At 44.6% G+C, this 20,180-nt stretch carries 21 protein-coding genes and 1 tRNA gene; 5 read left to right on the plus strand and 17 right to left on the minus strand.

Annotated features, from left to right (window positions below):
* Nucleotide 1: 1 nt before the first annotated feature.
* The 7 genes from urtE to ACOCD9_RS14065 form a co-directional block, all read right to left on the minus strand.
* On the minus strand, nucleotides 2-700 hold the full coding sequence (gene urtE, locus ACOCD9_RS14035; RefSeq protein WP_419547817.1) for an urea ABC transporter ATP-binding subunit UrtE: 699 nt from the start codon (nucleotides 698-700) through the stop codon (nucleotides 2-4).
* A gap of 38 nt (nucleotides 701-738) precedes the next feature.
* The gene (urtD, locus tag ACOCD9_RS14040; protein ID WP_002732385.1) at nucleotides 739-1,485 is read right to left on the minus strand and encodes an urea ABC transporter ATP-binding protein UrtD; all 747 of its coding nucleotides are present in this window, start codon (nucleotides 1,483-1,485) and stop codon (nucleotides 739-741) included.
* Nucleotides 1,486-1,598: 113 nt separating this feature from the next.
* Nucleotides 1,599-2,753 carry an urea ABC transporter permease subunit UrtC gene (gene urtC, locus ACOCD9_RS14045; RefSeq protein WP_002733641.1) on the minus strand — a complete coding sequence of 385 codons (1,155 nt, stop codon included), beginning with the start codon at nucleotides 2,751-2,753 and terminating at the stop codon, nucleotides 1,599-1,601.
* 3 nt (nucleotides 2,754-2,756) lie between these two features.
* Nucleotides 2,757-3,917, minus strand: a complete 1,161-nt coding sequence (locus tag ACOCD9_RS14050) for an ABC transporter permease subunit (protein WP_419547818.1) — start codon at nucleotides 3,915-3,917, stop codon at nucleotides 2,757-2,759.
* 94 nt (nucleotides 3,918-4,011) lie between these two features.
* Nucleotides 4,012-5,325, minus strand: coding sequence for an urea ABC transporter substrate-binding protein (gene urtA, locus ACOCD9_RS14055; RefSeq protein WP_287701868.1), 1,314 nt, complete (start codon nucleotides 5,323-5,325; stop codon nucleotides 4,012-4,014).
* Nucleotides 5,326-5,891: 566 nt separating this feature from the next.
* Nucleotides 5,892-6,167 carry a TMEM165/GDT1 family protein gene (locus ACOCD9_RS14060; RefSeq protein WP_046662945.1) on the minus strand — a complete coding sequence of 92 codons (276 nt, stop codon included), beginning with the start codon at nucleotides 6,165-6,167 and terminating at the stop codon, nucleotides 5,892-5,894.
* Nucleotides 6,168-6,260: 93 nt separating this feature from the next.
* Nucleotides 6,261-6,593, minus strand: coding sequence for a TMEM165/GDT1 family protein (locus ACOCD9_RS14065; RefSeq protein WP_287701867.1), 333 nt, complete (start codon nucleotides 6,591-6,593; stop codon nucleotides 6,261-6,263).
* Between the two features lie 195 nt (nucleotides 6,594-6,788).
* Here ACOCD9_RS14065 and ACOCD9_RS14070 point away from each other — a divergent pair, with 195 nt between their 5' ends.
* Nucleotides 6,789-7,394 (plus strand): vWA domain-containing protein, encoded by a 606-nt coding sequence (locus tag ACOCD9_RS14070; RefSeq protein WP_002733700.1) that lies wholly within the window; start codon nucleotides 6,789-6,791, stop codon nucleotides 7,392-7,394.
* A 48-nt stretch (nucleotides 7,395-7,442) separates the two neighbouring features.
* Here the strand turns inward: ACOCD9_RS14070 and glgA are convergent, their stop codons facing one another.
* From glgA to rpmG, 8 genes are all read right to left on the minus strand, one after another.
* Nucleotides 7,443-8,870: a glycogen synthase GlgA gene (gene glgA / locus ACOCD9_RS14075; protein WP_419547819.1), complete on the minus strand. Its 1,428-nt coding sequence runs from the start codon at nucleotides 8,868-8,870 to the stop codon at nucleotides 7,443-7,445.
* 490 nt (nucleotides 8,871-9,360) lie between these two features.
* Complete coding sequence (locus tag ACOCD9_RS14080) at nucleotides 9,361-10,023, minus strand: hypothetical protein (protein ID WP_287701864.1); 663 nt, start codon at nucleotides 10,021-10,023, stop codon at nucleotides 9,361-9,363.
* A 155-nt stretch (nucleotides 10,024-10,178) separates the two neighbouring features.
* Entirely contained in the window at nucleotides 10,179-10,796 is a 618-nt protein-coding gene (locus tag ACOCD9_RS14085; RefSeq protein WP_002734602.1) for a flavin prenyltransferase UbiX, read from the minus strand.
* The gene (locus tag ACOCD9_RS14090) at nucleotides 10,780-11,523 is read right to left on the minus strand and encodes a HEAT repeat domain-containing protein (protein WP_104398396.1); all 744 of its coding nucleotides are present in this window, start codon (nucleotides 11,521-11,523) and stop codon (nucleotides 10,780-10,782) included. Before ACOCD9_RS14090 ends, ACOCD9_RS14085 begins: the two co-directional genes overlap by 17 nt.
* 248 nt (nucleotides 11,524-11,771) lie before the next feature.
* Nucleotides 11,772-11,844, minus strand: a tRNA-Phe gene (locus ACOCD9_RS14095).
* Nucleotides 11,845-11,920: 76 nt separating this feature from the next.
* Complete coding sequence (locus ACOCD9_RS14100; RefSeq protein WP_419547820.1) at nucleotides 11,921-14,149, minus strand: GAF domain-containing protein; 2,229 nt, start codon at nucleotides 14,147-14,149, stop codon at nucleotides 11,921-11,923.
* 374 nt (nucleotides 14,150-14,523) lie between these two features.
* Complete coding sequence (rpsR, locus tag ACOCD9_RS14105; RefSeq protein WP_002732313.1) at nucleotides 14,524-14,739, minus strand: 30S ribosomal protein S18; 216 nt, start codon at nucleotides 14,737-14,739, stop codon at nucleotides 14,524-14,526.
* A gap of 40 nt (nucleotides 14,740-14,779) precedes the next feature.
* Nucleotides 14,780-14,974 (minus strand): 50S ribosomal protein L33, encoded by a 195-nt coding sequence (gene rpmG / locus ACOCD9_RS14110; protein ID WP_002734724.1) that lies wholly within the window; start codon nucleotides 14,972-14,974, stop codon nucleotides 14,780-14,782.
* A 177-nt stretch (nucleotides 14,975-15,151) separates the two neighbouring features.
* On the opposite strand from rpmG, the gene ACOCD9_RS14115 reads away from it, so the two are divergent.
* Nucleotides 15,152-16,564 (plus strand): DUF697 domain-containing protein, encoded by a 1,413-nt coding sequence (locus ACOCD9_RS14115; protein WP_419547821.1) that lies wholly within the window; start codon nucleotides 15,152-15,154, stop codon nucleotides 16,562-16,564.
* Nucleotides 16,565-16,573: 9 nt separating this feature from the next.
* Here the strand turns inward: ACOCD9_RS14115 and ACOCD9_RS14120 are convergent, their stop codons facing one another.
* Nucleotides 16,574-16,960, minus strand: a complete 387-nt coding sequence (locus tag ACOCD9_RS14120) for a DUF2358 domain-containing protein (RefSeq protein ID WP_287701856.1) — start codon at nucleotides 16,958-16,960, stop codon at nucleotides 16,574-16,576.
* A gap of 249 nt (nucleotides 16,961-17,209) precedes the next feature.
* Nucleotides 17,210-18,550, minus strand: a complete 1,341-nt coding sequence (miaB, locus tag ACOCD9_RS14125; protein WP_419547822.1) for a tRNA (N6-isopentenyl adenosine(37)-C2)-methylthiotransferase MiaB — start codon at nucleotides 18,548-18,550, stop codon at nucleotides 17,210-17,212.
* Here miaB and ACOCD9_RS14130 point away from each other — a divergent pair.
* The 3 genes from ACOCD9_RS14130 (at nucleotide 18,549) to ACOCD9_RS14140 (ending at nucleotide 20,129) form a co-directional block, all read left to right on the plus strand.
* Nucleotides 18,549-18,836 (plus strand): hypothetical protein, encoded by a 288-nt coding sequence (locus ACOCD9_RS14130; RefSeq protein WP_419547823.1) that lies wholly within the window; start codon nucleotides 18,549-18,551, stop codon nucleotides 18,834-18,836. The two genes, miaB and ACOCD9_RS14130, sit on opposite strands and share 2 nt — an antisense overlap.
* 81 nt (nucleotides 18,837-18,917) lie before the next feature.
* A complete protein-coding gene (locus ACOCD9_RS14135) occupies nucleotides 18,918-19,202 on the plus strand; it encodes a Nif11-like leader peptide family natural product precursor (protein WP_002741693.1) in 285 nt (94 codons plus the stop codon).
* 615 nt (nucleotides 19,203-19,817) lie between these two features.
* Nucleotides 19,818-20,129, plus strand: coding sequence for a carbon dioxide-concentrating mechanism protein CcmK (locus ACOCD9_RS14140; protein ID WP_002734613.1), 312 nt, complete (start codon nucleotides 19,818-19,820; stop codon nucleotides 20,127-20,129).
* Nucleotides 20,130-20,180: the final 51 nt, after the last annotated feature.

Below are 20,180 nucleotides of genomic sequence, written 5' to 3' on the forward strand. Positions count from 1 at the left end.
TTTAAACCGACAAAAATCGCTGAATGACTTCTTGACTTAATTCACTTGTGAAACCGGAAGCAACAATTCCCCCTTTCTGCATGGCGTAATATCGATCAGCTTGGCGGACAAAATGCAGGTGTTGTTCTACTAATAAAACGGCGATTCCTTTGCTGGCAACAATGCGCCGTACCGCCGCTTCAATTTCGAGAATAATTGACGGTTGAATTCCTTCCGTGGGTTCATCTAAAATTAATAATTTTGGTTCCCCCACTAAGGCGCGAGCGATGGCTAATTGCTGTTGTTGTCCACCGCTTAAATCTCCTCCCATCCGCGATAACATGCGTTTTAAAACGGGAAATAAATCGAAGATTTCTTCGGGAATTGTGGCATTTTTTCTCCTTGTGGGTAAAGCTTCCAAACCGAGAATTAAATTCTCTTTTACCGTTAAACGGGGAATAATATCCCTACCCTGCGGCACATAACCCAGTCCTAATCTGGCTCTTTGATCTGAGGTTTTATTAATCAGGTTTTCTTGCTCATAATTAATTGTTCCCGCTCGTGGTTTTAAGATACCCATCAAGGTTTTTAATAGGGTAGTTTTACCTACGCCATTACGTCCAATTAAACAGACCATTTCTCCCGCATTAATGTTAAGATCAACATCTCTTAAAATATGACTTTCTCCGTAGTAAACATTGAGATCAGATATGTGTAACATTGTCAACCCTTTTTAATTAATTTTAATCGTTTGATTCTTTATTCTTCCGAGGAACCTAGATAAACTTCAATAACTTTCGGATCATTTTGAATTTGCTCCATATTCCCCTCACAGAGAACAGTTCCTTGGTGTAAAACCGTGACTTTGCGGGCAATTTGCCGGACAAATTCCATATCGTGTTCAATGACAATAATTGAATGACTTTCCGCTAGATTTAACAACAAATTACCCACGTTTTCCGTTTCCTCATCGGTTAATCCTGCTACGGGTTCATCTACTAGCAGTAAATCTGGTGACTGGGCCACTAATTGACCAATTTCTAAGCGTTGTTTTTCGCCGTGGGAAAGTAAAGAAGCGGATAAATCAGCTTTAGCAGTTAACCCGATAGTTTCCAATAAACCAATAACTTTTCTGCTATCTTCTAGGGGAGGACGACCGAAAAGAGTTGAGAAAACATTTTTATTGCGATTACTAACTAAATCGAGATTTTCTCGGACAGTTAGATTTAAATATACCCTAGGAGTTTGGAATTTGCGACCAATACCTAAACGAGCGATCGCATATTCAGGAATTTTGCGGAGATCTCGACCTTTAAATAATACCCGTCCGATGGTGGGTTGCACTTTCCCAGTAATCACATCTAAAAAAGTGGTTTTTCCCGCACCATTGGGACCGATAATCACCCGCAATTCTCCCGTATCCATACTAAAATTAAGATTATTGAGAGCTTTAAAACCCCCAAAACTAACGGTAAGATTCTCGATTTCTAAGATTTTTCCAGTCATAACTTCTAAGAGGGAATAGGGAAGTATTTTCAGTGAACAGTCAGCAGTAATCAGTGAACTGAAAACTCACATCTGATAACTGATAACTGATAACTGATAACTGATAGCTAAGATCACTTATGCTCTAATTCTTCTTTTTCCAGTTGCACTTCTGGAGCTTCCTCAATACTAGGATAGGTAATTAAAGTTTTGCGGAAACCAAAATGAGTCAGCAAACGTTTAATTCCACCGAGAAGACCATCGGGAAGCACTGTCACCACAATTAGGAATAGGGCCCCTTGGAAAAATACCCAGACTTCCGGAAATTGTTCGCTTAAAAAAGTTTGGGCTAGGCGTACTAATAAAGTACCGACAACTGCCCCCACAAGGGTAGCACGTCCCCCCACAGCCACCCAAATCACCATTTCAATGGAAAAAGCCACATCCATAGAGTTAGGGGTGATAATTCCCGTTTGCACGGTATAAAGAGCGCCGGCAACACCAGCAATCGCCCCAGAAATGGCAAAAACTAACACCTTAAACCAAGTAGGATCATAACCGGAAAAACGGACACGCACCTCATCATCGCGAATGGCGACTAACAAGCGCCCAAATCTGCCCGTAGTTAACCAACGACAGAGGAGATAAATAGCCAGTAAACAGACAATTGTGAGTAAATAAAAGGCCACTTGAACGGCATCGGAACCCACCAGCAACCCGAAAATTGTTTGGGTATCGGTTTTTAAGCCATTAGTGCCGTTAATTAACTTTTGTTGGCCGTTAAAAAAGTTAAAAAATACCAGTAAAGCCGCTTGGGTCAAAATCGAGAAATAAACCCCTTTAATGCGGTTGCGGAAGATTAAATAACCCAATAATCCTGCCACGATCGCTGGTACGATAATTAGGGCTAGAATTGTCAAAGGTAGGGAATAAAAAGGTTGCCAAATAAAAGGTAATTCTGTCACCCCGTAGAGAGTAAAAAATTCGGGCATTTGTCCGGGGGGTAACTGAAGATTTAGGTACATGGCCAAAGCGTAACCACCGAGGGCAAAAAAGATGCCATGACCAAGACTTAATAAACCCGTATAACCCCAGATTAAATCTATCCCCAAAGCGACAATAGCCAGGGAAAGAAATCGCCCCAATAAACGCAAGCGGAAGGCAGACAAAGCTAAGGGCAGCAACACCGCAAAGATGACCACCAATCCCACAATAACAGCGATTTCCGTGATTAACTTTTTCTTTTCCCGTTGTCGGGATTCGTTTCTAGTGATGGTTTCGGTAATCATAATCTATAACTCGGCAGTACGTCCTTTAGGAGGAAAAATTCCCGCAGGTTTGAATTGCAAGAAAGCAATAATTAAAGCAAAAATCATCACTTTTGCCATGCTAGTGGTGGAGAAAAAGGTGAAGAAATCCGTTAGGGGTTTTAGGGCTTCTACGGAACCAAAAATCAGAGCAAAAGTTCCCGAACCAATTAAATAATTAGCCACACCGATGGCCATAGCCGCGATAATAGTTCCCAGGAGATTACCCACTCCCCCCACCACCACCACCATGAAGGTATCAACGATATAATTCTGTCCCACATTTGGACCGACGGAACCCAAGAAACTAATCGCACAACCGGCAACTCCAGCTAATCCCGAACCGAGGGCAAAAGTCAAAGCATCCACTTGATTTGTCGGAATGCCTAAACAGGCACTCATCTGGCGATTTTGGGTGACGGCACGAATGCGTAAACCCCAAGAAGATTTTTTTAAAAACCAATAAGTCCCTAACAAACAAAGGGCAGTTAAAATGATAATAAATAGACGGGTGTAGGGCATTTGAAAACCGGGTAAAGGTAAACCTCCCCGTAACCAGGCAGGAGCCGTGACATCGACGTTTCTGGCACTAAACCAGGGTCGAGCGAGAACCGGATTAAAAGATAAAAGATAGCCTAATAATCCAGCGATAGCTAGGGATAAAGGCAGGGTGATACCAATAGCTAAATTGCGAATTCTCTCCCAATCTAGGCGACGACTTAACACCGTCATCGCTCCGAAAAATAACAGACAGAAAACTATTAAACTAATTACTAATAACCCGTTGACACTTCTGACAAATTGCTGCAGGATTAAGCTGACTCCCCAAGTGGCCAGCAGCGTTTCTAGGGGTCTGCCATAGAGGAACCTAATCACCCCCCTTTCTAATAATAATCCCGCCAATCCCGACACTAAAAAAGCGATCGGTAGGGCGAATAAAACATAAGTATCAAAGAGGGGAGAACCGAAACCTTTAAAGACATTCTGCACCACAAAAGTACTGTAGGCCCCTAACATCATTAACTCACCGTGAGCGAGATTAATCACCCCCATCAGTCCGAAGACAATCGCTAGTCCTAAAGCGGCCAGCAATAGCACAGAACCGATGCTAATACCATTAAACAATCCTTCCAATAATGCTGACACTTTTCGTTATTCCCGTGCATTTTTAATCTTTAAAAAGTGGGGTGAGCAGTAATGCCCACCTCACTCTCGTTACTGTCCGGAAAAATTCCTAAAACTAGGATTTTTCCATTTTGAACTTACCGCCCTTAGCCGGATCCGTCCAGTCACAGGCAAAGCCCTTAGTTTCGGGGACAAATTGGTTCCAAGGTTGCGGATCCACTACCCCCGGAGTTGACCAAACGATGTCAAATAGACCATCATCTCTCACCTGACCAATGCGGACGGTTTTGGAGATATGATGATTGGGGAACATTTCCACCGGTCCTTCGGGAGCATCGAATTTTTGTCCCACGGCCGCGGCGCGAACTTTGTCGAGATCATCGGCGGTTGCCGCTTGTTCTACCGCTTGCTTCCAGAGATAGACCATGATGTAGGCCGCTTCCATGGGGTCATTGGTCACGCGATCCTCACCATATTTAGCTCGAAAAGCCGCAACAAATTTCTTGTTAGCGGGGGTATCTACGGTTTGGAAATAGTTCCAACAAGCGTACTGACCGAGGAGATATTCCTTACCAATCTGTTTAACTTCTTCCTCAGCAACACTCACCGACATGACCGGATATTTATCGGGAGTTAAACCGGCCGCTTGCAGTTGTTTAAAGAAAGCCACGTTACTGTCACCGTTGAGGGTGTTGAAAATAACGCCACCATCGGGTAAAGCTTGCTTAATTTTGGTGATAATCGGGGTAACTTCCGTGTTACCTAGGGGTAGGTAGTCTTCGCCCACGGTTTCGCCGCCTTTCGCCTTTAACTGCTCTTTAATAATCGTGTTGGCGGTGCGGGGAAAAACGTAGTCGGAACCGACGAGGAAGAATTTTTTTCCTTTATTTTCCAGCAACCAAGTCACTGCCGGCTCGATCTGTTGGTTGGGGGCAGCACCAGTGTAGAAGATATTTCTAGAACACTCTTGACCCTCGTACTGGACAGGATACCAGAGCATATGGTTTTTGGCTTCAAACACGGGTAAAACCGCCTTACGACTGGCGGAAGTCCAACAACCGAAGACAGTCACAACTTTGTCCTGATCGATCAGTTTGGTGGCTTTTTCGGCAAAAGTTGGCCAATCGGAAGCGCCATCTTCCACCACTGCCTCGATCTGTTTACCAAGAACACCGCCGGCGGCATTGATTTCCTCGATCGCCAGTTTTTCCGCATCGACTACGCTGGTCTCACTGATGGCCATGGTGCCACTGAGGGAGTGCAGAATACCCACCTTAATCGTCTCTCCAGAAGCCGGGGCGGGACTAGCAGCTGGGCTAGGACTAGCCGTGGGGGTTTGGTTTTGTCCACCGCAAGCTTTTAACAGAATACTGGTTCCCAAAGTGGCAGAACCGTACAGGAGAAATTTACGTCGTCCTAAATTTGACATGATGATCTTGAACTAACCTCGCTGACAATATTAGCTACTTCACACGGATGTTTTTGCTGAGGAGATTTTCGGGAATCCTTCTACAAATATCTGTGTGATATTACGGCTAGGTTAGCAGATTTTTTGTGATTTTCGCTACTTTTTGGATATTTTTTGTAGTTTTAGCTACTTTTTCAGGAAAAATTAATTATTTTTCTGGAATTTGCCTCAGTTTTTTAGCTATCAGGAGCCGGGAGACAGGAGGCAGGAGTCGGGAGACAGGAGTCAGGAGATAGGAGATTATTTCTATTTATTCTTCCGATACCCCACACCCTACACCCCACACCCTACACCCCACACCCCACACCCGTTCGGCTGAGCTCACGGCCGAAGCCCACACCCCACACCCCACACCCGTTCGGACCTCGGCGTGAGCTCGGTCGAACGCTGAGCTCACGGCCGAAGCCCACACCCCACACCCTACACCCCACACCCCACACCCCACACCCCACACCCGTTCGGCTGAGCTCACGGCCGAAGCCCACACCCTGCCCCCACCGAAAAGCTTTTTGCCGGAAACCCAATTATCAATCCGAATCTGGCCAAAGCAGCCGGACAGCAAGCAGCGCAAAACCAATGGCCGCTATCGCTTTTAATATCTTAGCGGGGAATAACTGCGCTATGCTGCCGCCCGCAAGGACTCCTAAGAAACTGGTGCAGATTAAGGCGGTAATTGAGCCAAAAAAGACAGCTTTGGGTGATTTGGAACTGCCACCGAGAGCGATCGCTACTAATTGACTTTTATCGCCTATTTCTGCCAAAAAAACCGTGATAAATGTCAGTCCGAATAATTGCCAATTCATAAATTCTAGGGAGATGGGAAGCTTTTTTCAGTGAACAGTGAACAGTGAACAGTAAACAGTAAACAGTAAACAGTCACACTGATCACTGATTGCTTAGAGAATATCGCCGATGAGTAAACCAGTGATCAAAAGGAGAAGGATAGCGACACCGATATCTAAGGTTTTGGGGGAAAGACGACGAGCAATCCAATAACCGATCAGGACACCGAGGAAACTGGTAGCGATTAAAGCGCTGGCTGCCCCGGCAAAAACCACCCAGGGGGATTGAGATTCGGCGCTGATGAGAAGGGTGGCTAATTGGGTTTTATCGCCGATTTCAGCAAAAAATATGGTTAGGAAGGTGGAACTAAACACCGTCCAAAAACTCCAAGAAGGTGGATTATCTGGCTTTTTCTCGGTTGAGGCGATCGATTTGCTATCACTCATCGGCTAAGGAAATAATTTTCATACTTTTTTCATTTTAGCCCGACTGGTTTTCTGGCGATAGTTTCTGCTGTTGATTACGCTGTCTCCTTCCCCCAATAGTTAAAAAACCCTAGTCGATCGAGGTAGAGTTTCCATCCTAGAGTTTAATAATTATTAGACTAGGACGAGCGCAAATTGCTTGGAGGTATAGCCCCTATGGTAGAAAACAGAGATTATACTCTGATTATTGACAAAAGTGGCAGTATGTCCACTGCTGATAAACCCAGCGAGAAAACCCGTTGGCAAATTGCCCAAGAATCCACCCTCGCCTTGGCTAGAAAGTGCGAGGAATTCGATCCCGACGGCATCACTATCTATCTTTTTTCCGGACGTTTCCGACGCTATGATAATGTTACTTCCGATAAGGTGACACAAATTTATCAAGAAAATGAACCTATGGGGAGGACAGACCTAGCCGCTGTTCTTCAAGATGCCCTCAATAATTATTTTCAGCGCAAAACTGCTGGCAAAACTAAACCCAACGGAGAAACTATTCTGGTGATTACCGACGGAGAACCAGATGATCGCAAAGCGGTGATGCGTCAAATTATCGAAGCTTCTCGAAAACTCGATAGGGATGAAGAATTAGCCATTTCTCTGATTCAAGTAGGCCATGATCGACAAGCAACCGAATTTCTTAAAGCTTTAGACGATCAACTAGAATCGGCGGGGGCCAAATTCGATATCGTTGACACGATTACTATCGATGATATGGAAGATATGACCCTAGCGGAAGTTCTTCTCAATGCCGTTACCGATTAATTTCTAGCCAGTAGGGGTGATAGATCTTCACCCCTAATCAAGGAGGATTTAACTGCTAGTCAGGGCGACAAATTTATCTTTTTCTTCATCGGATAATTGCTCCGATTGTCCGGTGATTTGTTTGTAGATTTTTAGATATTCCAAAGCGGATTTATACCAACTAAAATCTTGAGTCATTGCCCTTTGCTGTAGTTTTTGCCAATCCTGTTTATAACGGAAACTTTCCCAAGTCCGGATCATACAGGTAAACAGGTCTAAAGGTTCATAGCGATCGAAACTAAATCCTGTTCCTTTTTCCTGAATTGGGTCGTGGAAAGATACCGTATCGACTAAACCACCGGTGCGGCGTACCATGGGAATGCAACCGTAACGCATGGCCATTAATTGGGAAATGCCGCAGGGTTCAAAACGGGAAGGCATTAACAAAGCATCGGCCCCCCCATAGATGCGACGGGAAAGAGCATCACTATAGAGAAGATGCAGGGACATTCGCCCCCGGAAACGGGAAGTCATCTCCCATAGTTGGGTTTCATAATAGCGATCGCCTGTACCTAAAATAATCAATTGTGCATCAGTATAGGTGAGAAAGCGATCTAAAATTTGCATCACTAGATCAATACCTTTTTGTTCCACCAAACGCGTCACCATCCCCATGACAAAGGCATTTCTGCTGACCTGTAGCCCCACTTCTTCTTGCAGGGCAATTTTATTGGCCAGACGTTTTTCGATGGTTTCTGGGGTAAAATTCTGCTTAAGATAAACATCTTTAGCTGGGTTATACACCTCCGTATCGATGCCGTTGACAATGCCCACCAGATTGCCAGAAATATAGGACAATAATCCCTCTAAATTTTCGCCATAAATGGGGGTCTGTATTTGACGGGCATAGGTGGGAGAGACAGTCGTGACGCGATTGGCAAATTGAACCGCCGCGGCCATGGTATTATCGCCCTGCATATACCAAGGACACCAAGTCATTTTTTCTAATGCTTCGCGCCAAGGACCCTGGTAGGCGAGATTATGGATAGTAAAAACGGTGCTAATATCGGGGTCTTGGTGCATCCAGACGGGAATCATGCCCGTATGCCAATCATGACAGTGAATAACTTGCGGTTTCCAGTAATTCCAGGCGAATTCCGCCGCACCATTGGCAAATAGGGTAAATCGCCAGGCCTCATCTTCGCCTCCGTAGATACTGCGTCCAGAGAAAGCTAGATGACCAAAGAGGTAGAGAGGAATATCTGTATCGGGTAAAACCGTTTCATAGACTGAAAAATCCTGAAACATGGCGAATCCTGACCAAATGGGTTCGGAAGGGATGTCCATTTTTTCCGCAAGAAAACCGTAGTAGGGTAGAAAAATCCGCACATCATGACCTAGCTGACGCAAGACTTTCGGTAATGCCCCAATTACGTCTCCCATTCCCCCAACTTTGGCAATTGGGGCGGCCTCGGCACCCACAAATAGAATTCGCATATTCTTCCCGCTTTACTTCACGACGACAAGAAATTTTAACAGATAAAGCCCCCCTAGCAGGATTTGCAAGTAGGTTATTATCGGATTAGCCTAGATTTTTCTTTAACGAACCAGAGAGCCAACAAGGGACATAATTAGGGTTTGCGGCAAAAAGTTTTTCGGTGGGGGCAGGGTGTGGGCTTCGGCCGTGAGCTCAGCCGAACGGGTGTGGGGTGTGGGGTGTAGGGTGTAGGGTGTAGGGTTTTAGCGATTTTCATCTGGTCAATTACCTAATTTTCAGGGAAAAAGTACCTGAATTTTCCACCCGATCACTCCCAGAGCTGGTACTTTTTGGTTTCCAAAAAGTCTAAAAGTCTTACCCAACAAGGTTTTTAGATTTATTGAGCAAGCCCCAATTAGCTTTTTTGGGCATTGTTAAGTTTTTTAGCCTTTTTTTACCGTCTTTTTAGCAATTTTTAGCCGATCAGCACTGTTTCTGTCTCTGTCAAAGTTAAATCCACTCTTCCTCATCCCCTTTGTTTACCTCCCGATCTTGGTTTTGATCCTGGGCGGGGGGCGTAATAATCCGATAATTGACATCGTACACTTGATCGGCCTTTTCCCCGCGAGTCTGTTTGGCCGTGCGGTAACTATAGGAATAAACCGAGCCAGTTTGAGAACTGTCACTTGGTGGCTTGACAAAATCAACTCTTTCCTGATCGGCAAGCCTAGACGAGAAATCTTCCCGCTCCTGAATGATCGTCGGTTTTTCGGCTTGCCCTGAGCTACGTCGAAGGGGGGGTGTATCAAAATTCCAATCATCACCGCTATCTCTTTCCCAATCGTTACTCGCTTGCCCTGAGCTACGTCGAAGGGGTGGAGACGGAGCAGAATCTTGAATATAGGTAGGTCGGGGAGATGGCGGTGGGACTGTAGGATTATTTCCTATACGAGGGGAAGCTTTTGGGGCAGCCAAAGGACGACCAAAACTATAGAGAAATTGCAGGGTTAAACCACTGATAATTCCCGCCAAGGTGAAAAGTAACACCCAGACCGCTAGGGGCAGTTTTACCGTCATAATACCGCCAAAAAAGACCAAAGTGATCACCCCCAGATTCTGCCAGATCAGTAATCCGCCTACAGCGATTGCAAATAAGACCATAATCCAGCCCATTTTTACCTCCCTTGACTCAGTGATCAGTAAACAGTGATCAGTAAACAGTGATCAGTAAACAGTAAACAGGTATAAAGATAAAGATAACTAACTAACTAATTAACTTAAAACTTACATCTGATAACTGATAACTGATAACTGATAACTGATAACTGTTAATGTCCTTGCCAGCGATTAATTGTCACACAATCGATATCTAACTGATCGAGAGTACGAGCGATGACAAAATCGACTAAATCCTCGATCGATTGGGGATGGTGATACCATGCCGGTATTGCTGGCACGATTCTAACGCCCGCCTCGGCTAAAGTGGTTAAATTACGCAGATGAATTAAACTAAAAGGGGTTTCTCGCGGCACTAAAACCAATTTTCTGCCCTCCTTAATCTGCACATCCGCCGCCCTTTCTAGCAAATCGGAACTTAACCCCCCCGCTAATTTGGCCACTGTACTCATGCTACAGGGAATAATTACCATACCAAGGGTGCGATAGGAACCACTGGCGATCGTTGCCCCCACATCACCCCAACGATGACAGCGTAATTTTCCCCCTTCCATCACCCCGCATTGACTGCGCCAAAATTGTTCTTGCAGCTCCGGTTCTGGCGGCATCCGAATATTATCTTCCGCTTGCCAGACAGTGTAAGCTGATCTGGAGGCCACTAGATCGATCGTGTAGTCGGCTAAAAGTAGATATTTGAGAGTACGGACAGCATAAATCAGCCCTGATGCCCCTGTAACGCCCAAAATTAGCGGTTTAGATAATTCCTTCAAGCTCTAATTCCTCGATCAATTGTAATCCTCTCGGGTCGCCCACTTTTAATAAAGCACCTCTCGCATCTTCCTTGACACCTAAATCCTCATCTTCCACCAAGGCCTCGATCAAAGCATCGATCGCCGTGGCATAAATCACATTGAAGGGCAATTCTCGGCATAATTGACCGATCGACCAGGCGCAATTACTCCGCACCGCTGCAATTAAATCTCGGCGCAATCCTTCAATTAAAGGTGGCAACACGGTGATGATATCTTCATAATTGACCTTGGCAATCTGAGCCAAACTACTGGCAGCCCATAATCGCACCGCCGAAATATCAGTTTTAAGAGCATGAACCAAAGGCTCGATCGCCCTGCGATCGCCACAGTTACCCAGGGCCCAAACTACCCCTTTTCTGACGTAACCATTCCAATCCCTGGCTAGTAAATCGATTAAAGGCTCCACGGCGCTAAGACTGGGATTTCGTCCCAAAGCATAGGCGACACTGACACGCACTAGGGGACAGACATCGTTTAACATCTCTAGTAAAGGTGCGATCGCTCTTTCGTCACGCAATTCACAAAAGGCGCGGGCCGCGATCATCCTCTCGCTGACATGAGCAGAAGTAAGCAATGAAAGCATTTCCTCGGGATCGGGGGGGATTTCCGCTGCTTGATCCGGATCGCTCCCATCGAGAGGATTATTTAAGGAGTTGCTAGAGTCTAGGATTTCATTGTCGTACATACTTGTTAGATTATCTTAATCCGTGACCGCTTACGTCAAGCCCAAAATCAAAAAGTAATTGCTGGTTGGGGAGACTTATCAGTTATCAGTTATCAGTTATCAGTGAACTGAAGATCCAAATCCGAGCGAAGATAGGCAGCCCATATCATCACTGATAAGCTAAGACGCATTCTCACCGCCTATTCTTGCATTTACAAAACCTAGCAGACTAGAAAGTAAATACAGGGCAAATTTTATTGTTTTTCCGATGCCAAGACGCGGATTTGAACCGCGGACACGAGGATTTTCAGTCCTCTGCTCTACCAACTGAGCTATCTCGGCTTTTTTCAGTCCTTTATCAACATAGCACGCCCTCGAAATAATTGCAAGGTTTTTTTCTAAAAAGTTTTCTGCTCGACTAGATTGGCAGGGTGAGGGTAAAAGTGGTGACAGCGTTGGCACTGGTGACATCGATGGTAGCATTCAGGGGTTTAATCAGTTTGCCGACCAAAGCTAAACCTAAACCAGTACCACTGTAGCGCCAGGGATCGTGGTTAGGAATGCGATAAAAAGGGGCGAATATTTTTGATAATTCCTCTGGGACGATTTCTACCCCTGAATTACTCACACTAATTAATATTTGCTCGTCCGCACGCCTCACATTTACCCGAATTATTCCTTGTTCTGGGGTATATTTGGAAGCATTGGTCAGTAATTCCGCTATGATGCGCTCGATATGACACAGACTGGTGTTAATCTCCGGTATATCCCCATCTATATCTAAAATTAACTGCTGTTGTCGCTCGCGGGTGAGAGTGCGAAAAGGTTCCACTAATAAGGGTAGCCAAGAAAGTAAGTCGATCGCTTCGATCGCCGGGGGTTCGGTTTCCGCATCCAGATAGGTTAAAGTCAACAGATCATTAACTAACTTACTCTGACGCTGAGATTCAATGTTAAGAATTTGCAACAGTTGACCGATCGAATCCTCTGGATCGATCTCGATTCCTTGATCTTCTAGGAGACTTTCTAGGGTTTCCACCGCTAGACGAATGCTGGTAATCGGGGTTCGCAGTTCATGGGAAAGGGTTTTCAGGAATTCGCTTTTTAATCTTTCCAGTTTCTCTAATTCCCTCACTTGTGCTTGGGAAGATTCGTAAAGTCGCGCCTGGCGAATAGCGATCGCACATTCGGTGGCAATATGTTGAATCAAATTAGTTTCTAAGGAGTTAAAAATCTGATTAGCTGGTCGAATTAGCCAAAGATTGCCCAAAAAGCCCTGATCGTCAAAGATAGCACAAGCGCAACGGTTAACACGACCAATTTGCGGATTACCAAGGGGAAGACGATCAACAAATTGTAAAATTTGTTTGTGCAGCAGCGGTTGATAGATTTCGGGAAAATCGCTAATTTGACGGGTAATTCCCTGACATATAAGCTCTTGAGTGGTATATTCGTGGACAATGGTGGCTTTGATGCGACTGGAATCATAAAGCTCAATTTGGGCCCTTTCTACGGGTAAAACCTGCACTAATTCCCTAGTGGTAGTTTGCAGAATATGATTTTCATCGAGACTATCGCGAATTTTTTCGGTAATCCGTCCGATTAATGCTTCATACTTCAAAGTCATCTGCAATTCGGCGGTTCTTTGCTGAACCTCCGATTCTAAGGCAGTATTCAAGCATTTTACCCGTTGGTGCAGTTCCGCTTGTTGAATGGCAATTCCCACTTGAATGGCTAATTGTTTGAGCAGATCGATTTCTTGGGATTGCCAAGGACGAGTTTTTTGGCAGTTTTGGGCAATTAGTAACCCCCAAAGTTGGTTATCGCAGATAATTGGCACCACCAGGTTAGCCTGTACTTGCAAAGAGGTGAGTAAGCTGCGATAACAGGGATCAAGTCCAGAATTATGGACATTTTCAATAACCTGAATTCTCCCGCGACGATAATTTTCCAGACGTTCTGGGGATAAATTAAAACAGGGATCCTGGATCCTGTTTCCTAAGACAGAATTAATCCTCCCAGTATGGGATTCCACCACAATCATGCCACTATGATCGGGAAATAAACGATAAATTAACACTCGATCGCAGTTGAGAAATTGTCGCACTTCTTTAACGGTTCTTTGCAAAATGCGATCGAGATCCAACGATTGCCGGATTCTTTCCTGCATTACCCCCAGTAGTTGTTCCCGTTCTGCTTGTAATCTTAAAGCTTCTTCAGCCTGTTTGCGTTCGGTGATATTGGTACTGGTTCCCACTAAACGATAGATGCGCGCATTGTTATCCCGTAGGGGTGTTAAAGTTGTTAGCCACCAGTAGGGTATATTTTGAAAAGGTAAATACTGTTCGTAGGAAATAGTCGTTCCGTAACGTACACAATCACTATAGTGTTGCCGCACACTACGCGCATCATCGGGGGGAAGGATTTGTTCGGGAGTTTTGCCTTTAATCTCTGATGAGCGCAGTCCTGTCCAGCGTTCATGAACGGGGTTTGCACCCACATAGCGAAAATCTCTATTTTCCAGCACGTCCACCACAAAAATCGACGCTTGCACGGAATTAAATATACTACGCAGAAACTGCTCGGAATCCTCCTCTTTTAGCTGTGCATCCAACTCGGTATCGATTTCTGACGGCTGCTTTTCCATAAGAGCCTCCCATTGTGCTAATTGGTGGATTTGGATCGATAATCACAAAATCGTTGGCTACTCCTAGAGCGATTTAATTATTTTTTAAGATTCTCGCACGAATTTTCCTATCCGCTGCCGATTTCGATATATTTCTTTGCAAAAACGAGAAAGCAACCCCAATATACTGAGATCGCTTATCAGTTATCAGTTATCAGTTATCAGTTATCAGGTTTAAGTTTTAAGTTAAGTAGCTAGATACAATTAATTACACATATCCAATTACTTCTTCCATGAGTGCCTATCCTCACCAAGAAGTTAATTTTGTCCTATTACTTATATGTGTTATTTTCAGCGATCACTGTTCACTGATTACTGATTACTGATCACTGAATTTAGGCTTCTTGGTTGACAAAAGGCAATAAAGCCATTAAACGGGCCCGTTTTACCGCTTCGGTTAAATCTCGCTGTTGTTTAGAAGTTAAACCGGTGATGCGTCTAGGTAGAAGTTTGCCGCGTTCGGTGATGAATTTGCGGAGGAGTTCGGTGTCTTTGTAGTCAATCGGTTGACTGGGGGAGATGGGGGAGAGACGTTTACGATAGTAGCTCATAGATTTGTAAAGATTGCTTGACTTTTTAACTAAAGTGTGCTTACTTAATTTCCTTGTGGACGGTGTGCTTATTGCAGTGGGGACAGTATTTCTTGATTTCCAGTCTGCCGGTGGTATTGCGACGGTTTTTGCTGGTGGTGTAGCGAGAAACGCCGGGGGTACGCTTATCGGGATTACTGCGGCATTCCGTGCATTCTACAGTGATGATCAGGCGAACGCCTTTTTTACTAGCCATAACAACAGGGGATCGGGTAAATTTACACGCAATCGATCATTATGACATATCTGGGGCCTTTTAGGCAAGAGCGGCTGGGACACCTGCGAGGAATTGTCGGCTAAAAAGTTGAGTTTGGGATGAAATCCAGCACAAAAAAGCTAGAATAATCACAGCAGTTGGCGAGGATGAGGAAAAATGACGGTAAGATTGGGTAAACCGATTTTAGTGACGGGGATAGGCATTACCATCGCTTTCACCCTGGGGGAAACTCTCAATAGTACACTGAGCGAAATCGATTCATGGGGTATTTTCGGTGTGATTGCTCTTGGTGCTGGTATCTGGTTTTGGCAAAAACCCAACACGAAAATCGATTTTTCCCATCCCACTCCCCTGAGTCTAGAAAAAGTTAAACAAGGGATTAGCAAGGCTGAGAAGATAATTAATTATCTGGGCAAAGAAGACCCCAATCAAGACTTAACCCCTCTCAAAACCAGTTTAACCCAATTAAATCAAGAATTTAGTCGCCAAGACCTGAAAATTGCCATTACCGGTGCGAGAAAAACTGGTAAAACTGCCTTAAAAAAACTACTAGAAAGCGGCAACTTTGGGGAATCTATCGCTTTTCTGGAAACGGAACCGCTTCTAACTTTCGATTCCACCGCTAACCAGAAAAAGTCCCTGGCAGCCGACTTAGTTTTGTATCTGATCAATGGGGATTTAAGCGATTCCGAATGGCAAATCCTCCAGCAATTCGATCGAATGCACCAGCGTGTTATCCTGTTACTGAATAAACAGGATCGTTTACCTGCCGAAACCAGAGAAGAAATACTTCTTTCCCTGAAACAAAGACTAAAAGAAACTATTCCCGCTCATCATATTTTAGCCATAGCTGCTGCCCCTGAACCCCTAAAAGTTCGTCAACATCAAAGCAATGGAGAAATCAAGGAATGGACGGAACCCCAAGCTATTGTTATTGATAATCTAGATAATTATCTCCGACAAATTATCGAACAAGAAAAGTCCGAATTAGTTCTGGGAACTATCTGGAGACAAGCGCTCGAATTAGTCAAGGAAACCAAACAATTACTTAATCAATCCCGACGCAAAAAGGCTTTACCTGTTATCGAACAATACCAATGGATAGCCGCTACCGCCACTTTTGCTAATCCTCTTGCGGCCCTAGATTTAGTTTTAGCGGCAGCCACTAACGCTCAAATGTTAGTGGATTTAGGGGCAATTTATCAACAAAAAATGTCTCTTGAACAAGCAAAAACAGCCATGACTACCCTGGGTAAAATGATGGTACAATTGGGCATGGTAGAGGTGACAACCCAGGCATTGGGAACGATTCTCAAGGGAAATGCGATTACTTATATTGCCGGTGGTACAGTGCAGGGAATTGGAGCAGCCTATCTAACTCGTTTAGCTGGTTTAAGTTTAGTTGAATATTTCCAAGAACAGGAAATTAACGAGCAACTGAATAATGATTGGAATTGGACGAGTTTGCAGAATAAAGTTAAACAGGTCTGGGAACAAAATCAACGCCTAGCATTTTTACAGGATTTTGTCAAGCAAACGAGCGCTCGTTGGTCGGCATTTTCTGGTTAAAAAATCTAGTTAAGAACCGGGAAAAGGTAAATGCTGACGCAGCACATTCCAGCGCGAACAATCCCAATAATCGATATGAGAAATAATCAGATTATTGTCATCGAGAGTTAATTCGCTGCGTCCAGAAATAGCGATGCGAGGCCGCCAAGGTAAAGGGGTTGTCCAGTGCAATGTCCAACGGGTATTAATAATATTTCCCTGCTGTTCAATTGCGTGGACATCCATCTTGATAGCTTGGAACCATTGACTCATAAAACCAATCATTTCCCGATAGCGTTTAATCCCCCGAAATTGATTGAGAGGGTCTTGAAAATAAACGTTATCAGCATAAATATCATAGGTTTGATCGAGGGGAAATCTTTGATAATCTTGCTGCAAAATAGCGATAATATCCATAAAGTAAGTAATTAGTTATAATTAAATTGAAGATAGATTTTGCCTTTGATCCCCCCTGCCCCCCTTGATAAGGGGGGTGCCGATAGGCGGGGGGATCCCCCTGAATAAGAGGGGTCACTGTGAACTATTAAGTACCTAAGCAAAATTAGTTACACATATTTAACTACCTTTTGCCGTTCGGCTGAGCTCACGGCCGAAGCCTATTGCCTATTGCCTCTCCTAACCAAGAAATTAGTTTTGCACCACTACTTAAAAGATCACTCCCGTCAAACTAAAGGGACGGACTTCGGTAATTTTAACCTTAACAAATGTGCCGCGCAATTCCTCAATATTTCCCGTAAAGAAAGTTAAGCGATTGCCTCTAGTTCTTCCCATAACTTGACCAGCATCTTTAGGGTTAACGTCTTCCACTAAAATTTCCTCAATTCTGCCTAAATATCTTTGGGAACGTTCAGCGGCTTTTGTGGCCACTAAATGATTTAATCTTTGTAAGCGATCGCTTTTTACCTGCTCACTTAATTGATCATCCCAAATAGCGGCAGGAGTACCGGGACGGGGAGAATAGGCCGCCGTATTTAATTGATCAAAACCAATCTCATCGACTAATTTTAAAGTATTCTCGAACTGTGCCTCTGTTTCTCCGGGGAATCCGACAATCGCATCGGCACTAATGGCAGCATCCGGCATTAAATCGCGAATATTAGCAATAATTTGTCGGTATTTTTCCTGAGTATAGCCCCGTTTCATGGTCTTGAGGATATCATTATCCCCCGATTGAAAAGGGATATGAAAATGTTCACAAACTTTAGGTAATTCCTGACAAGCTTTAATCAAACGTTCGGTAAAATAGCGGGGGTGACTGGTGGCAAAACGGAGACGTTCAATGCCGGCCACATCGTGAACGTAGTAGAGTAAATCGGTGAAATTGTGCAGATGTCGGCCGCTTGCCGTCACTCCGGGTAAATCCCGTCCGTAGGCATCGATATTTTGACCTAAAAGGGTGATTTCTTGATAACCCTGTTGTCCTAATTGTGCCATTTCTGCTCGAATTGCCGCAGGAGTGCGCGATTGTTCCACCCCGCGCACCCCCGGAACCACACAATAGGTACAGCGTTCATTACAACCATAGATGACGTTCACCCAAGCGGTAATACTACTATCCCGGCGCGGTTTGGTGATATCTTCCATGATGTGGATGGGTTCGGTAGCCACCACCTGGGAACCGTCAAAAACTTGTTGTAATAAGTCTCCCAAGCGGTTTGCGTGTTGGGGACCGATAATTAAATCCACTTCGGGAACCCGTCTTAATAATTGTTCCCCTTCCTGTTGAGCCACGCAGCCAGCGACAATTAGAGTAAGGTCGGGTTGAGTTTGTTTGCGTTTAGCCTGTCTGCCGAGATAGGAATAAACCTTCTGTTCGGCATTATCGCGAATTGTACAGGTATTGTAGAGGATTAAATCGGCTTCGTTGGCATCCTCAGACCATTGAAACCCCAAATCTTCTAAAATACCCGCCATGCGTTCGGAGTCAGCTTTATTCATCTGACAACCAAAGGTGGTGATATGGTAACGACGTGGGGACTTATTCATGATGCTGGCTACAGAAACAAGAGTGCAGGTTTCTATTTTAGGCTATTTATTCTCTGACTTGAAAGAAGCGGTCGGCGGTCGGCAGGATTCAGGAGTCAGGAGTCAGGAGTCAGGAGTCAGGAGTCAGGAGATTATTTTTATTTATTGTCCCCACACCCCACACCCCACACCCCACACCCGTTCGGCTGAGCTCACGGCCGAAGCCCACACCCCAGAAAAAGCATACTCAGCCATACAAGCAAAGAAAAACGAAACTTTTGCTTTGAGGATATCTCCTGACTGGTAGGATAAAAATAAACCATACTAGGCAGTTTAACCTCCACGCCGCCGAGGCCACACCTTTAATCATCAAAGGAAAAGTATTTATATGTCTAAAAATCAAGTGTTCGACTTTTTCGCCTTAGCCGCTAAAAACGAAGAATTGGGTCAAAAAATGCGCTCAACCCAAGATCCTCAGCAATTGCTAGAGATAGCTCGCTCCCAAGGCTTCGATTTCTCCCGTCCTGAATTAGAAGCGGCACTTAAATCCTTGCACGAGAGTCCCGACTTTTTCCAAAAGTTGGCCCATGCAGTGTTAGAAGTTTTCAGCCCTAACCACGATAATTATCCCTCGATCGGTGTTCAACCCTACGAAGGCGAGATCGATCGCTAGAGTCAGTCATCAGTGATCAGTTACCAGTGATCAGAGGTGAGTTTTCGGTTCACTGATTACTGATCACTGAAAAAGGCTCCCTCTCTCCCCAACCCCAGCCGTATATAGTATAAAAAAATTATAAAAAAGCCGAAATCAGCGAAAAATAGGCTTTTATCTGCCAGTAAATCCAGCAGAGACAATCAAGCTGCCAAGGGAAAAGTTAAAGCGGAAATGCAGTCATAGCAAAGGTTTTAGCTGTAAATCTCTTGAGAATTGCTGAGGCTGATGGACGAAGGGAAGGAATGATTAACTTTCGTTAACCGGAAGATGAGAAATAATCATAATGTTTTATATTGTCAAAGGTGTCATAGTTTCCTATGCTTTTTTTAGGTTGATAATTTTGCCTGACTCGTCAAATTTTTACCAACCAGCCCTAGAAAATAAAATTAGTGGATGAAAACGGTCACGATCGAGATAAAATTTAGGATGGTCTTACCCCCACCTTGCCACGATCCCGACTGCCACCAAAGCTAGAGCAGGAAAAGTAACAAGGAAAGAATTTGACTGAAACAAAGTTGATAACGCTAACGAAATTAATAGTTTAGTTTGGCTTGACAAGCGAGGAACAAAAAAATGCCAATTGCAGTAGGAATGATTGAAACCCTAGGATTTCCCGCCGTTGTGGAAGCGGCCGATGCCATGGTCAAGGCCGCCAGGGTGACTCTAGTGGGTTACGAAAAGATCGGTAGTGGTCGCGTCACTGTCATTGTCCGGGGAGACGTTTCAGAAGTGCAAGCTTCTGTGGCTGCCGGAGTGGAAAACGCCAACCGGGTTAACGGAGGACAAGTGCTATCTACCCATATCATCGCTCGTCCCCACGAAAACCTCGAATACGTGCTGCCCATTCGCTACACCGAAGAAGTAGAGCAATTCCGCAGCTATTAAACACCGTTAATCGGGGTCAGCATCTATAGAGTCGAAGAAAGCCAACCATTA

The sequence above is a fragment of the Microcystis sp. genome (assembly GCF_048564745.1).
Lineage (GTDB): Bacteria > Cyanobacteriota > Cyanobacteriia > Cyanobacteriales > Microcystaceae > Microcystis > Microcystis ichthyoblabe_A.